The organism is Alteromonas sp. ABH4_453, from assembly GCF_056160665.1.
This window is the reverse complement of record NZ_JBSWXP010000002.1, coordinates 213,364-228,599: the sequence shown is the minus strand read 5'-3', so window position 1 is coordinate 228,599 and position 15,236 is coordinate 213,364. Positions and strand designations below refer to the sequence as shown.

General features: G+C 45.3%; 13 protein-coding genes. 8 read left to right on the top strand and 5 right to left on the bottom strand.

Annotated features, from left to right (window positions below):
• Window positions 1-185: 185 nt before the first annotated feature.
• Window positions 186-479 carry a high-potential iron-sulfur protein gene (locus ACXAGV_RS04425; protein WP_118491294.1) on the top strand — a complete coding sequence of 98 codons (294 nt, stop codon included), beginning with the start codon at window positions 186-188 and terminating at the stop codon, window positions 477-479.
• Window positions 480-598: 119 nt separating this feature from the next.
• Here ACXAGV_RS04425 and ACXAGV_RS04420 read toward each other — a convergent pair whose 3' ends face one another.
• Complete coding sequence (locus tag ACXAGV_RS04420; protein WP_474872217.1) at window positions 599-2,221, bottom strand: amidase; 1,623 nt, start codon at window positions 2,219-2,221, stop codon at window positions 599-601.
• Between the two features lie 167 nt (window positions 2,222-2,388).
• Complete coding sequence (locus tag ACXAGV_RS04415) at window positions 2,389-3,153, bottom strand: substrate-binding periplasmic protein (protein ID WP_474872216.1); 765 nt, start codon at window positions 3,151-3,153, stop codon at window positions 2,389-2,391.
• A gap of 208 nt (window positions 3,154-3,361) precedes the next feature.
• Between ACXAGV_RS04415 and prmA the strand changes: the two genes are divergently transcribed.
• From prmA to purD, 6 genes are all read left to right on the top strand, one after another.
• A complete protein-coding gene (gene prmA, locus ACXAGV_RS04410; RefSeq protein WP_474872215.1) occupies window positions 3,362-4,240 on the top strand; it encodes a 50S ribosomal protein L11 methyltransferase in 879 nt (292 codons plus the stop codon).
• Window positions 4,241-4,609: 369 nt separating this feature from the next.
• Window positions 4,610-5,608, top strand: a complete 999-nt coding sequence (gene dusB / locus ACXAGV_RS04405; protein ID WP_474872214.1) for a tRNA dihydrouridine synthase DusB — start codon at window positions 4,610-4,612, stop codon at window positions 5,606-5,608.
• A 30-nt stretch (window positions 5,609-5,638) separates the two neighbouring features.
• On the top strand, window positions 5,639-5,932 hold the full coding sequence (gene fis / locus ACXAGV_RS04400; RefSeq protein ID WP_012520109.1) for a DNA-binding transcriptional regulator Fis: 294 nt from the start codon (window positions 5,639-5,641) through the stop codon (window positions 5,930-5,932).
• A gap of 82 nt (window positions 5,933-6,014) precedes the next feature.
• Window positions 6,015-7,613: a bifunctional phosphoribosylaminoimidazolecarboxamide formyltransferase/IMP cyclohydrolase gene (gene purH / locus ACXAGV_RS04395; protein WP_474872213.1), complete on the top strand. Its 1,599-nt coding sequence runs from the start codon at window positions 6,015-6,017 to the stop codon at window positions 7,611-7,613.
• Between the two features lie 342 nt (window positions 7,614-7,955).
• Window positions 7,956-8,771 (top strand): class I SAM-dependent methyltransferase, encoded by an 816-nt coding sequence (locus ACXAGV_RS04390; RefSeq protein ID WP_474872212.1) that lies wholly within the window; start codon window positions 7,956-7,958, stop codon window positions 8,769-8,771.
• A gap of 27 nt (window positions 8,772-8,798) precedes the next feature.
• A complete protein-coding gene (gene purD / locus ACXAGV_RS04385; protein WP_474872211.1) occupies window positions 8,799-10,088 on the top strand; it encodes a phosphoribosylamine--glycine ligase in 1,290 nt (429 codons plus the stop codon).
• A gap of 57 nt (window positions 10,089-10,145) precedes the next feature.
• Here the strand turns inward: purD and ACXAGV_RS04380 are convergent, their stop codons facing one another.
• On the bottom strand, window positions 10,146-11,672 hold the full coding sequence (locus ACXAGV_RS04380) for an MFS transporter (protein WP_474872210.1): 1,527 nt from the start codon (window positions 11,670-11,672) through the stop codon (window positions 10,146-10,148).
• A 194-nt stretch (window positions 11,673-11,866) separates the two neighbouring features.
• On the opposite strand from ACXAGV_RS04380, the gene ACXAGV_RS04375 reads away from it, so the two are divergent.
• Window positions 11,867-12,856, top strand: a complete 990-nt coding sequence (locus tag ACXAGV_RS04375; RefSeq protein ID WP_474872209.1) for a Gfo/Idh/MocA family protein — start codon at window positions 11,867-11,869, stop codon at window positions 12,854-12,856.
• Window positions 12,857-12,925: 69 nt separating this feature from the next.
• On the opposite strand, the gene ACXAGV_RS04370 is transcribed toward ACXAGV_RS04375, so the two are convergent.
• Both ACXAGV_RS04370 and ACXAGV_RS04365 read right to left on the bottom strand, forming a co-directional pair.
• Window positions 12,926-13,723, bottom strand: a complete 798-nt coding sequence (locus ACXAGV_RS04370) for a ThuA domain-containing protein (protein WP_159491601.1) — start codon at window positions 13,721-13,723, stop codon at window positions 12,926-12,928.
• The gene (locus ACXAGV_RS04365) at window positions 13,720-15,234 is read right to left on the bottom strand and encodes a mannitol dehydrogenase family protein (RefSeq protein WP_474872208.1); all 1,515 of its coding nucleotides are present in this window, start codon (window positions 15,232-15,234) and stop codon (window positions 13,720-13,722) included. The genes ACXAGV_RS04370 and ACXAGV_RS04365 overlap by 4 nt, the downstream gene beginning before the upstream one ends.
• Window positions 15,235-15,236 lie beyond the last annotated feature (2 nt).

The window sequence follows — 15,236 nt, the reverse complement described above, 5'->3', positions numbered from 1 at the left end:
GGTATTATTACTCTGAAGTTTATTTAATCTAGATCAAGTGAAAATAAGACATTTCGTTCGATCTTTTTTCAAAAAGAGATAGTATTTAAACATTACACAAAACCTGCCTCTTTGGGCAGGTTTTTGCGTTTAAGGTGCTGAATAAAAAAGAATCATTATCGTTTCTATCTCTTAAGGAGAATGTTATGAAATCTGTAAATCGCCGTGACTTTTTAAAACTGTCGGGCTCTACAGTTATCGGTCTTACGTTAGGTGGTGTAGCGTTACGCGCACAAGCTCAAGAACAATTGAGCGCTGATGACCCAACTGCGAAAGCATTAAACTACACACCGTCTTCAACCGTTGAAGGTGCAAAATGTGCAAACTGCATGTACGTGCAGGGAGCCGATGGCGAACAATATCGCCCTTGTAACATTTTCCCTAACAAGCTGGTTAACGCCGATGGCTGGTGTAGCGCGTGGGTTAAAAAGCCAGGCTAAACCATCACTCGCAGCTACATAAATAGCATACATAAACAGAAAAGCCCCCGATAAGTATCGGGGGCTTTTTAGTTTCAATACTGCTTAACGGACTACACATTCAAACCACGTGCTTTTAACTAGCGGCTCTCATTTAGTCCATTCTGGATGCCCTTTAAGCTCGGGTCATCAAAACGTGTAGGTAAAAGACCTGGCTTAATGAAAAAGCCATGTTTAGCTTCAAAGACTTTACCTATCTTTAGCACATCTTCATCTTTCCACTTAGCACCGATAAAGCTAATGCCTACTGGAAGACCTTTCACTTCACCCGCTGGTACTGTGAGATGGGGATACCCCGCTACAGCGGCTAGATAGCCTATACCAATGAAACCCGCTGGCGAATGATCGCCATACACACCGTCAATTAAAAATGACGGGCTATTTGAAGGTGCAACTAATACATCGACATTGTGTTTTGCTAGCAATGCGTCAATACCATTTTTGCCCGCTGTATCTTGAATAAGACTTAGGGCGCTGTGATACGCTTCGCTATCAATAGGCGCCGCGTCTAGCGACTTTTCAAAAATATCTTGGTTGAATAATGCTAGCTCTCGCTCGGTTTGGCTGTTAAAAGCGATAAGCTCAGATAAATTTCTTACAGGGATGCCGGCCGGCGACCCCGACAAATATTCGTTGATGCTGTGGTGAAACTCACTCAGTAAAACATTATAAGAGTCGGCCCAAAAGGAGTCAGGCTGAGAAAAATCACTAATATCCACCAGTGTAGCCCCCGATGCTTTTAACTGTTCTAGCGCACTTTCATAGACTTTTAGTACGTGAGGGTTGTCACCTTGACGATACCTAACAACACCAATGCGCTTGCCTTTTAAATCTGTTGCCAGCATTTTAGATGAAGGCATAGCAGGGCGTTGAGACGCCGTGTTTTCAGTTGCACTATCGTTCACGTCTTCACCAGCCATAACTGACGTCATCAGCCATGCGTCTTGAACGTTAGAGGTCATGGGTCCAGCAGTATCTTGGCTAAATGAAATGGGTACAATATGGGTTCGTGACAGTAACCCAACGGTTGGCTTAAAGCCCACTACTCCATTAATAGATGCTGGGCAGATTATAGAGCCATTGGTTTCAGTACCTACGGCAAGAGAGGCTAATCGAAGTGACATTGCTGCGCCCGACCCAGATGACGACCCACATGCGCTTCTAGATAAAATGTGCGGGTTACGGGTTAGCCCCCCTACTGCACTCCAACCGCTTATCGATGATTCCGAACGAAAATTAGCCCATTCAGATAAGTTAGTCTTGCCTAAAATGATCGCACCTGCTGCTTTTAGCTTCGCCACAACAGGGGCGTCTCGCCCGGTATTGTTATTAATTAGCGCCATCGAACCTGCCGTTGTAGGCATTTCTGCGCTCTCAATATTGTCTTTTAAAAGTACAGGGATACCGGCTAACGGGCCTAATGCCGCTCCACTGGCTATTTGTTTATCGATTAATTTAGCTTCAGCTAATGCATTTGGGTTAAGCGCTAAAACGCTGTTGGGCTTTTTATCTAACTGCTCAATTCGCGCTAGATAACCACTGACCAACTCTGCCGATGTAGTATCGCCATTAGCGATAGCCTGCACCTGCAGGTATGCTGGCTGATCTAGCCACTTATTATTATCGCTATCTTCATAGTGCGATTGCGACACACAGGCGGTGCACAGCAAGGTTACAGCCAGTAAATACCACTGTTTCAACATAGAGCTTTCCTTAACGCATTGTTTTCATGGGAGCGTTCTTATGCCATGACCTTTGTACCATCGTGCCTTATCTACGGCTAGGTAAGAAATGACGGACATAAACGTATTACTAGTTTGATATACGTTGACTCAGAAATGGTTCACTGTCTACACGATAAAATACGCATTCACAGTTTGGCTGGCGTTTTTGGCAGTTTGTGAATCAGATTATCAAGCTGATATTCATCAAGCAGTAATTGATATCGACCATCTGCAATAAAGCGATGAAGGGCTGAATTAAACTCTGCTCTCAGCTTTGGGTTGGGTATAGCCGCGCAATATATTGAGATAGGAAACAACTCGTGGAATACGGTTTCCTCTTTATCATAATGTGCGCTGTTTTTAGACTTGAAGTAGTTAAAAATATTTCTATCTAAAACAATCGCGTCAACGTGGTCGAGCATGAGCATATCGACCTGACGGTCTTGCCTTGCCATTTCCATATACATTGACTCTGTCGCTAATGCTTGCTTGAACTTTTCACCTAATACCGATTGCGCAGTTTGAAACCCGATGACACGCTTGCCCTTCAGATCATCAATATCATTGATAACATAGTGACTCTGCGCTTTTGTCACAACAACATTTTGATAGATGATATATGGGTCGGAAAGGACAGTATCATCCACATTGTGCGCAGCGTTTTGTGTAAGTCCTATATCCACAGCGTTATCTTTCAAAAGTCGCGCTGTGCGCCCAAACGGAACATAAATGGGCGAAAGCGTATGCCCCATTTCCGCTAGAATGGCTCTTACCAGGTCAATTTCAAAGCCGCTGTGTTCTTGTGAAATAACATAAGGCGGCTTATTCCAGCCAACCACCACGTCTAACTCGCGGGCTTTGGTGGGCAAAGCAGTGGCAACAACACACAAAAAAAAGATAAAGAAACGCATAAGACTCCGGTTAGCTTTACAATCGAACCGCACTAATAAATAACTATAGGCGCATTTGGAATCCATACCAGTAAAAAAAAGGTTAAGGCTTTAAAACACCGCTGACTCTGACAAATAACACCTATCGTAACGCTTTTCGCTTGCTTTCATTTTGTTTATCGCAAAGCAAAGGTACAATGATTAGCAAAGGTCCCAACGAACGACAACTATGGCTTGGCTACAACTTCGAATTAATACTTCTTCTGAATACGCAGAATCAATAGGCGACATGCTAACGGCAAATGGCTCGCAGGCGGTTACCTATGTCGACGCGAAAGACACCCCAATGTATGAACCCAAGCCGGGTGAAGTGTTATTGTGGCCAGATACACAAGTAGTGGGTTTGTTTGAAGCAGATGCGGATATGAAAGGTATTCTGCAGCGCTTGGGTAAAGCCAAAGTCTTAGGCCCTGATTTTAAATACAAGCTTGAGCCACTTGAAGACAAAGACTGGGAGCGGGAGTGGATGGATAACTTCCACCCAATGCAGTTTGGCGAGCGCTTGTGGATTTGCCCAAGCTGGCGCGATGTTCCAGACCCTAATGCCGTTAATGTTATGTTGGATCCAGGCCTTGCTTTTGGCACAGGTACGCACCCTACTACTGCACTTTGCCTACGCTGGTTAGACGGTATCGATATGACAGATAAAACTGTGGTCGATTTTGGCTGTGGCTCGGGAATTTTAGCGCTGGCCGCGTTGAAATTGGGTGCTAAACGCGTAATTGGCATTGATATTGACCCGCAAGCACTTCAAGCGACAAAAGAAAACGCACGCCGCAATGGCGTTGAAGAGCGACTAGATGTGTATCTACCGGAAGACCAGCCTGAGCTTGAAGCCGATGTGGTTATGGCGAATATCTTGTCAGGTCCATTATTAGAACTCCAAGGCGTTATTACTAATTACTGCAAAAAGGACGGCTTGTTAGTGCTCTCAGGCATACTGGCAGAACAAGTTACTCGCATTGAAGACGCTTATTCAAACGACATTACGCTTGAACCCAGTGCCATTGACGGAGAGTGGGCGCGCGTGTCGGGCAAAAAACACTGAGCGCGATTAAAGAACTGGCTAGGCGGTTAATTTTACGTCTAGCTAAATCAGAGCCTTACGGCAAACCACCTCAATATTGCGACGAAAATTCATACAACAATAATCGTTAGTATCTAATTATTTGTTAATTTTTTTCACATTACAGCCCTTTCAAATCGGGGGCTGTAAGACTTTTGTACGATATTTAGTCTAAAAATCGGCGTTAGCTTACTAATGTGACAGATTTTTTTCACTGTCAAGACCACGAAGTGAAATTTTGTGTGATTTTTAGCCTTTTCAAGCCTTGCGAAAACACGTACACTTAGCGCCCCGTTTTAGCCGGGTGTATATTTTCTGTGCAGTTTTAGATGGCGAGCTATACATTTTATAATGCGAATTGGACCTTACGAGTTAGACAACAATTTGATGTTGGCCCCAATGGCTGGCGTAACAGATAGACCGTTTCGCCAACTTTGTAAGCGCTTAGGAGCAGGGCTTGTTGTTTCAGAAATGCTTTCGAGTAATCCGAAGGTTTGGAACACAGCTAAATCCCAAGCGCGTATGAATCATGAGGGTGAAGAAGGCATTCGCTCTGTACAGATAGCTGGGGCTGATCCTGAGCTTATGGCTCAAGCAGCACAATTCAATGTTGAGAATGGTGCGCAAATCATCGATATCAACATGGGTTGTCCTGCTAAAAAGGTCAATAAGAAGCTAGCAGGTTCTGCATTGCTTCAATACCCAGACACAGTGGAAGCGATTATTAAAGCAGTAGTTAATGCTGTTGATGTACCCGTAACACTGAAAATTCGTACCGGCTGGAACCCAGAAAATCGCAATGGGGTAGAGATTGCCCGCATTGCAGAGCAAAACGGCATACAGTCGCTTGCTGTTCACGGCAGAACGCGAGCTTGTATGTATAAAGGAGAAGCTGAATACAGCACCATACGCCAAATTAAGGCGGCAATTTCAATTCCTGTTATTGCAAATGGTGATATTACTTCTCCAGAGAAAGCACAAGAGGTGCTGAATTACACCGGTGCAGATGGCGTAATGATAGGTCGCGGCGCGCAAGGTAAACCTTGGATATTTAAGCAAATCCAACATTATCTTGAAACGGGCGAGAACCTACCAGCACCGCCGCTGTCAGAGTTATATGAACTCTTGCATGAGCACGTAGCTAATGTGCAGGACTTTTATGGCGACATTGCCGGTGTGAGAATTGCCCGTAAGCACGTGGGCTGGTATCTCGCGGAGCACGATACGGATCGTCAGTTTCGTAAAACGTTTAACGCTATCGATGACGCGAATGAGCAACTCGATGCACTAAATGCATATTTTCAAGCGCTGCAGACACGAGAAACCCGACAGATTTCTCCCGCAGCATAGTGATGACTAACTTAAGAGCAACACAGTATTATGTTCGATCAAAACGTGACTTCACCTTTTACTACTACAGTAACTACGCCTTCACAAACGCAAGCTCAAAAGCCACTGCGTGACTCTGTAAAGCAAGCGGTTAATAAGTACCTTAAGCAATTGGATAACGCAAACATCGATAACCTGTACGAAATGGTACTGGCTGAAGTTGAAGCGCCGCTGCTAGAAGAAGTCATGACTTACACACGCGGCAATCAAACCCGCGCTGCCATCATGATGGGCATCAACCGTGGCACACTTCGCAAGAAGCTTAAGCAATACGGCATGAACTAAGATTCCAAGGGCTTTGCCCACCAAAGAGCACCAATCGGTGCTCTTTTTGTTTCAACACTACAACATTAGAAACTTAAAATTTATGCAAACACCAAAACCTATTAAACGTGCTCTCCTTAGTGTCTCTGATAAAACCGGTATCCTCGATTTCGCGACAGCGCTGCATAACGCTGGAGTAGAACTTCTGTCGACGGGCGGTACTGCTAAACTTCTCGCTGACGCTGGCTTACCTGTTAAAGAAGTGTCTGATCACACAGGTCATCCGGAAATTATGGCTGGCCGCGTTAAGACCCTTCACCCGAAAATTCATGGCGGTATCCTTGGTCGTCGCGGTACCGATGAAGCGGTGATGGAAGAGCACAATATTGCGCCTATCGATCTTGTGGTGGTTAACCTTTACCCGTTCGCTGCAACCGTGGCAAATGAAGACTGCACGCTTGAAGATGCCATTGAAAATATTGATATCGGTGGCCCTACAATGGTTCGCGCGGCAGCCAAAAACCACAAAGACGTGACTATTGTGGTTAACGCGTCTGACTACTCTCGCGTTCTTGCTGAAATGAACGACAATAATGGCTCTTTGTCTTACAGCACACGCTTCGATCTAGCCATCAAAGCATTTGAACACACAGCTGAATACGACGGCATGATTGCGAACTATTTTGGTGCCCGTTTAGACAGCACTGGTTGTGAAGCAGACTGTGACCATCAGCACAGTGAATTCCCACGTACCTACAACATGCAGCTGACTAAGAAGCAAGATCTTCGCTATGGCGAAAATAGCCATCAAGAAGCGGCCTTCTATGTAGAAAACGATATTCAAGAAGCGTCGGTTGCTACTGCTACTCAGCTTCAGGGTAAAGAGCTATCGTTTAACAACATTGCTGATACCGATGCGGCGCTAGAGTGCGTGAAAGAATTCGAAGAGCCAGCATGTGTAATTGTTAAGCACGCTAACCCGTGCGGTGTTGCTATTGGCGACGATATTTTAAGTGCCTACGATCGTGCGTTTAAAACTGACCCAACGTCAGCATTTGGTGGCATTATCGCGTTTAACCGCGAGCTTGATGCGAAAACAGCACAAGCGATTGTTGATCGTCAATTTGTAGAAGTGATTATTGCACCGACAGTAAGTGATGAAGCGAAAGAAGTAGTAAGTGCGAAGAAAAACGTACGTCTTCTAGCGTGTGGTGACTGGGCTGGTCAGCTAACTGAAGGTTATGACTTTAAGCGCGTAAACGGCGGTTTATTAGTGCAAGAGCGTGACTTCGGCATGGTTGAAATGGAAGACCTAGAAGTTGTGACTAAACGTAAGCCAAGCGAAGAAGAATTACGTGACCTTATGTTCTGCTGGAAGGTAGCAAAATACGTGAAGTCTAACGCCATTGTTTACTGCAAAGACGGTATGACGGTAGGCGTGGGCGCAGGTCAAATGAGCCGTGTTTATTCTGCGAAAATTGCGGGTATTAAAGCAGCTGATGAGAACCTTGAAGTGGCAGGCTCTGTTATGGCATCTGACGCTTTCTTCCCATTCCGCGACGGCATCGATGCTGCGGCTGAAGCCGGTATTAAAGCGGTAATTCAGCCAGGCGGTTCAATGCGCGACCAAGAAGTGATTGACGCTGCTGATGAACATGGCATTGCTATGGTGTTTACGGGCATGCGTCACTTCCGTCACTAATAGGTATCTGCACTATATCTTTTAGTGCAGGCTTAGTGAGGGAAAGCAACACCTAAGTTAAACACACAGTAAAGCGGCATTTAGTGGCTTTACTGTGTGTTTGTCGTTTTTCCTTAACCCTTTTTAATACGCAGACTCAAGGTCCTTTGCTTAGTTGTAGTGAAATCTCATCGAAGCGACAGAGTTGCGAATTATTCTGCTAAGGCGTAAGTGCAAATAGGGGTTAGCTGATAGGCTTGATCTGACCCGTGGTAATTTGTAGTAATAGTGTTACTGATAAATGTTATGTTTTACCAGTCCGCATAAATAATTACCTACCCTTGACAGAAAAAGGAAATAAGAATGAAAAAGTTAGCCCAACTTGCGTTAGCCGCAACGCTAGGTGTAACAGCAACCTATGCCACTGCCGATGCTATTTCTGACGCCGCGATGAGCGATATACGCTCTGATAAAGCCAAAGTTCGTGACGAGTATCGCAACCCTCAACAAACGTTACGCTTTTTTGGTCTACAGCCAGACATGACTGTGGTAGAAATCTCGCCAGGTGGCGGCTGGTATGCCGACATCCTTTATTCTGTTGTAAAAGAAAACGGAAAATACGTTGCAGCTCACTTCTATGTTGACGATGAAACCAGCGGCTACTACAAAAAGTCGGTAGAAGGCTTTAAAGAAAAAATGAAGCCGGGCATGAAGTATGAAGGCGCAGAACTTACTGCATTTGATCCAATCAAAGCGTTAGATATTAGCGAAGCGGGCAGTGCTGATATGGTGCTAACTTTTCGCAACGTACACAACTGGTATATGAGTCACGGTGACGAAGGTATAGACAACGCGTTTGGGGCTTTCTTCAAAGTACTTAAGCCAGGTGGCGTACTGGGCGTAGTGGAACATGAGCTACCTGAAAGTGCAGATGATGAAGCAATGAAGAAAAGCGGCTACATGAAGCGTTCTTACGTTGTAGCTGCCGCTGAAAAAGCGGGTTTTGTCCTTGAAGCTAGTAGCGATGTTAACGCAAACCCAATGGATAGCGCAGATCACCCAAAAGGTGTGTGGACGCTACCTCCTCGTTTGGCGCTTGACGACCAAGACCGGGAAAAATACATGGCGATTGGCGAGAGCAATCGCATGACGCTAAAATTCACCAAACCAAAATCATAATATTAAACACTCAAAACGGAACAGTTAATGAACGTACTTGTAATTGGCGGCGGTGGCCGCGAACACGCGCTAGCGTTTAAAGCAGCGCAGTCTTCTGATGTTTCAACAGTATTTGTAGCACCTGGCAATGCCGGTACCGCTACAGAGCCTAAGCTTGAGAACGTAGCAATTGATGTGAACGACATCGCAGGCTTAGTTTCTTTTGCGCAAGGCAATGATGTTGAGCTTACTATCGTAGGCCCAGAAGCGCCGCTAGTTGCAGGTGTAGTAGATGCGTTCACTAACGCGGGTTTAATGATATTTGGTCCCACTCAAGCTGCGGCGCAGCTTGAGGGCTCAAAAGCGTTTACCAAAGACTTTTTGGCTCGTCACAATATTCCAACGGCTGAGTATCAAAACTTCACCGAAATTGACCCGGCTATTGCCTATGTTCGTGAGAAAGGCGCGCCGATTGTAGTAAAGGCTGACGGTCTTGCTGCAGGTAAAGGCGTTATCGTTGCGATGACACTTGAAGAAGCGGAAGACGCCATTCGCGATATGCTAGCGGGCAATGCCTTTGGCGAAGCGGGCAGCCGCGTCGTTATTGAAGAGTTTTTAGACGGTGAAGAAGCGTCGTTTATTGTAATGGTAGACGGCAAAAGCGTACTGCCTTTTGCCACCAGCCAAGACCACAAACGTGCGGCTGACGGCGATAAAGGGCCTAACACAGGTGGTATGGGTGCTTATTCTCCTGCTCCAGTTGTTACGCAAGACATTCACGACCGCATTATGCAGGAAGTGATCATGCCGACGGTTGATGGCATGGCCGCTGAAGGTAACGACTATGTTGGCTTTTTATATGCGGGCCTAATGATTATGGCCGACGGTACCCCAAAAGTCATTGAGTACAACTGCCGCTTTGGCGACCCAGAAACTCAGCCTATTATGCTTCGCTTAAAATCTGATTTGGTTCCACTTTGCCAAGCAGCGTGTAAAGGTGAACTTGCAGGCAAAACCATTGAGTTTGACGAGCGCGCTGCAGTAGGTGTTGTGCTTGCCGCAGGTGGCTACCCAGGCAGCTATGATAAAGGCGACGTGATTACTGGTTTTGAAGAAGCCGCTAAGTTACACGGAAAGGTTTTCCATGCAGGCACCGCCCTGCAAGATGGCGAAGTGGTAACCGCAGGTGGCCGCGTACTTTGCGCTACAGCTTTGGGTAACAACGTTACCGAAGCGCAGCAAAAAGCCTACGAGCTGCTTAAAACCATTCAGTTTAAAGATGTGTACTACCGCACTGATATTGCGCACCGAGCCATTTCAAGAGAGTCTCAGGCGTAATAGAGTATGAATATATTGAGCCAGGTGATTTAGGTCACTTGGCTTGATAATTCACCATCAACGTTCTACGACAGTTTCATCGCTGCTGCCGCTGCGAAGCGGATAAGTTGTTTCTTTCTTTTTTTTATCACCCCACATGTACTTGTATTCCCAGCCTGTCAATTCCTCAACCACGCTGACAACGTGAGGTAACGCGTCCTGCTTTGCACCACCCTTACGCAAGCGACTGACTTCATCAATAAGTATTCTGTGGTTTTGCTTGGTTAACTGAAATAGCGTTGCGCCAAATAGCGCAATAATCGCTAGACAGCTTGGCCCAATTAAAAACAGCCAATATACGCCTGAAATAGTCTCACTTGTCTGCACTTTGGCGCCAGATTCAAAGCCGACCCATTGTAAGCCAATACTCGCAATCAACATTGCAGAGGCCTGACATATTTTCCGCCCAAGGGTCATGACACCAGAGAAAATTCCCGCTCTACGTCGCCCTGTGAGAATTTCATCCACATCAGGAATAGAGTTAAAGATAACCCAAGGAATAAGGTATATGCCGCCTCGCGCGAGGCCGATAAGAACGGCGCCAAAGAAAACCGCTTTGCTCACATCAAGCGCAACATTGGGGAGAATAGCGAAAAAGGCAAGGCTAACAAACATAAGGCCTAATGCTATTTTATAGGCGTTAGCATTCCCTATTTTTAGCGCGAACCATGTGAAGGTAAGCACACCAAAAAACTGCATAAAGGTCATCACACTCAAGATTTGCCCACCTTCGCCCGCAGATAGATTGAGGTTAAATGTAATATAGTGAAGAAAGAGCGCGCCAAAAATGTCTAATGCTACTGACCCGCCGATATACATCATCAGATGAATTCGAAATGTTTTTATTTGCAGTGTACTTGCCATTTCCTTATATAAATCAACGAGGGTTTCTTTTATAGAAGAGACCTCTTTCTGAGGAGGAAGCCTGGAAGGTTCGATTTCCCACGTGTATTTATAAATAAAGTACCACGGCAAAGTAAAAATAAATCCAAACAAAAACCCAATATAAATGAAGGCTTGGGCTTCATCTTCAACATTGGACATGATAAGCCCAGGGATGAGGGTAACCACAAATGCGGTTATTTGACCAAATGTCAGGCGGCAACTTCCCATCTTAGTTCGAATCTCATAGTCGTCAGTCATTTCGTTTGGAAGTGTGCAATAAGGGGTCATCACCACGGTAAACATGGTGTTGAATAAAAGATAGGTGGCCAGGTAATACGCAAACCCGAACCCAGAGATAAACATGAGACCAAACACGATTAGGAACGGTGCGCCAAAAAGAAAAAACACTTTTCTGCGTCCAAAACGGGTTCGGATATTATCAGTGATATACGCAACGATAGGGTCAGTAATGGCGTCCCATAACTTACCAATAGCAAAGATTAACCCTGCTTCAACAGGCGATAAGCCTGCAACTTGGGTGAAAAAGTAGAGCATCCACAACCCAATTATGGTGCCAGAGCCGCTTCCAAAAATATCTCCTGAGCCCCACGCAATAATGTTTTTCCAACCTGGCTGCTTTCTTTTTTCTACGTCATTCACTGATGAACTCCCAACCTTTGCAGCTAATATTTTAACACTGATTTAACACAGACTATTACGACCTTGACACCGGTGTCAATATAGAATTTAATGTAAATACAGTTAACACTAGGTGAATAAATCACAGTTATTGTAAATTCCTTTGATTATTTCACACTCTTTTTAAATAACTTTTGTTTAAACGTGGGGATACCATGAAGTTAAAACTTGGCGTTATTGGTTGCGGCAAAAAATCATCTCAATATATCGACACATGGTCTCAGCGCACTGATATCGACATTGTTTGTGTTTGCGATCCAAGCGAGGGAGCATTACAGCATGTTAAATCAATTCTTAGCGATCACGGTCAAAAGCAGGTGCACGCTTATCAAGACTGGCAATCCCTTTTCAGTAAACAAGGTAGTACGCTAGATGCCGTTTATATTTGTACTCCACATGCTGTTCACGCAGACCAAGCACTAGCTGCCCTAGAGTTGAACTTAGACGTATTACTTGAAAAACCCATGGTTACAACCGTTGATGAAGCGAAGGCACTCCAATTGGCCCAACAGGCCAGCGGTAAACAGCTTGTAGTTGCCTATCAAGGTGGATTATCTCCTCTTGTTCATCAACTGAAAGAAGATATTGCCACAAAGCGTTATGGCGACTTGATGAGTGTCAATGCTGCAATTTGGGAAGATTGGGCAGACACTTACACAGGCCATTGGAAGCAAGTACCTGAAATCTCAGGGGGTGGTTTCATGTTTGATACCGGTGCACACATGATGAACACCACATCAATGCTTTGCTCTCAGCCTTTTGCCAGTGTTAGCGCAAAAATGAATAACCATAACTTTCCTGTGGATATTGTTACAACGGTAATAGGAGAATTGGCAGACGGGATGCTTTTCTCTATGCACGCTTGCGGCAAAAGCATTCGATGTACGTCTCGAATAGAGTGCTTTTTCACTGACTATGTCGTTAGAGTCTGCGCGTGGGGACGCTGGATTGAGATTGAAGACAGAGACGGCAACATTGAGCGCAAAGAGCAGGAGTCCGCAAACAATTTGATGAATGTTTTCTTACAAACAAAGGACGGCAATATACTAAACCCTTCAGATATTGAACAAGGATTGCACATGGCAAAATTGTGGGACGCTATCAAACTCTCTGCCAGCAAAAACGGCGCGCCGGTAACGTGTTGAGCTCCTTTACGCTCGCGCAACATTACCGTATTGCATTCATTAAAAAAGGGCGTTTCGCCCTTTTTTAATTTATTTCTTCTGTGCGGCCTTTTCCGCGAGCATCAGTTTTCGCGGCTTTTTAAAATAGGTCTGTTTGGGTGCGCCCTTTTCTAACGGCACCGGTCTCCCCCAGTTTTTCATGCTCCACCCAGAGGTATGGGCTTGATTTGACCATTGTATGGCATTGGCAAGCACCTGAATGATGTGAGGGTTTCTATATATTGGAAAGGTTTCGTGGCCCGGAGAAAAGAAGAATATTTTCCCTCTTCCCCGAGTAAACGTGCAGCCACTTCTTAGGATTTCCCCGCCTTGATACCAAGACGTAAATACCAGTTCATCAGGGTCTGGAATATCAAATGGTTCGCCATACATTTCCGACTGAGGTAACTCAATTTGAGGCGGCAAGTTATAGGCAATAGGGTGGGACGGTTTCAAACACCAGACGCGCTCACGTTCCCCACCCTCGGCCTCTCGCCAGCTCAAATTACAACTTGTTCCCATTAAGCGCTTAAACAATTTAGCATGGTGTCCGGAGTGTAAAACAATTAGCCCCATCCCTTCTAATACACGCTGTTGCAGCTTATCGATAAGCTTGTCATCAAGCTCATCATGGTATCGGTGGCCCCACCAAATGGCGACATCCGTATTGTCGATTCTCTCTTGTGGCCATCCTTGCTCAGGGTCGTCTAATGTTGCTGATGTTAAGTTAAAACCGAACGGTTTAAGCCCCTCAACAATGCAACCGCCAATGGTTTCGGGATAGCACTCTTGTACGTCAGCGTCTTCTTTTTCGTGCCGACATTCATTCCATACGGTAACATTTATCATAGTACTGCCTGCTGCTTTGATTGTGGGGAATAGTCCTGTACTTCTAGAAGCAAGCTATCTAACGCGGTAGGAACACCATTGGCTAAAATGTAACTCAACCAGTATTTAACTCGCTCTTCAAACACGTCATTCGTCGAGAGTGTCTGGGGAAAGACTTGCGAGAGACCCAAATACCCTTTTACTAATTTATCAATCTCGTAAAAGTCACGTTTTTGAACGTCATAAAGCTTATCAGCAAGCGGGTCCTGTACCTCTATCGCATCGCCCTTGGCGTCAAAAGCCATAGTATAGCGAAGCCATGAAGCGACAGCGAAACACAGACACTCAGCGCTCTCGCCATTTTGTAGTCTACCTTCAATAGTGTGAAAAAGGCGTTGGGGCAACTTCTGCGAGCCATCCATCGCGATTTGATAAGTTCTGTGAAACAGCGTTGGGTTCTTGAAGCGCTCTAACAAATCTGCTGTGTAGCTTGTAAGTTCCAACCCAGGAGGTGGTGTCAACGTGGGTGCAATTTCATCACACATCAAAATATTTAAGTATCGTTCAAAGGCTTTATCTTCCATTACTTCGCTAACGAATTCATAGCCTGATAAGAACCCTGCATACGCTAACGATGAATGAGCACCGTTTAATAGACGAAGCTTCGCTTTTTCAAACACATCTACAGTGCTTACAATAGTAGCCCCAACCTCTTCCCAACAAGGGCGCTTACCAGCAAATTTGTCCTCAATTATCCATTGCGTGAATGCTTCAGTTTTCACCATTGCACTGTCTCTGTAACCCGCTTCATCCGCTAATTCATCAATATCGCTAGGCGTAGTTGCTGGCACAATTCTGTCAACCATGGTGTTGGGAAATGCTACATTCTCGTTGATCCAATCCACCAATTCGTCGCTCACACGTGTTGCAAACTGCGTCACAATTCTTGCTGTCGTACTGCCGTTCTCCGGTAAATTGTCACAGCACAAAATGGTAGGGGCGTCGACTTGCGCCTCAAACCTTGTTTTAAGTGCACTAACCAAGTAGCCGATTGCCGTTTTCGGCTTATCTAAATTAGATACATCGTGAATAATATCAGGATGCTGCACATTTAAATTACCCGTTGATGGGTCCAGGCAGTAACCTTTTTCAGTCACCGTTAAAGAGATGATGTGACACGATGGCGAAGCCATTAACGAAAGCACCGCTTGCGGGTCGTCAGGTGCAACCAACACTTTTGCAACCGATTGAACTAGTTGCTGCTCTTGCCCTTGCACAGAACTCACCTTAACCGTATAGAAGCCATCTTGCGGATTAAGTTGCTCAGCAACGGTCCCGCTTCTGAGCGACACGCCGGCGATAAACCAGTCATGATCGCCACTCTTGCGCATATATGCATCGGTATACACCGCTTGATGCGCTCGATGAAATGCACCTATTCCCAAATGGACAATCCCAATATTTGGCGTCTGTGGACGATATAATTCGTCGCTTTTACTCACTATTTCGCGATCCAACCTCGTTACTGTCATAA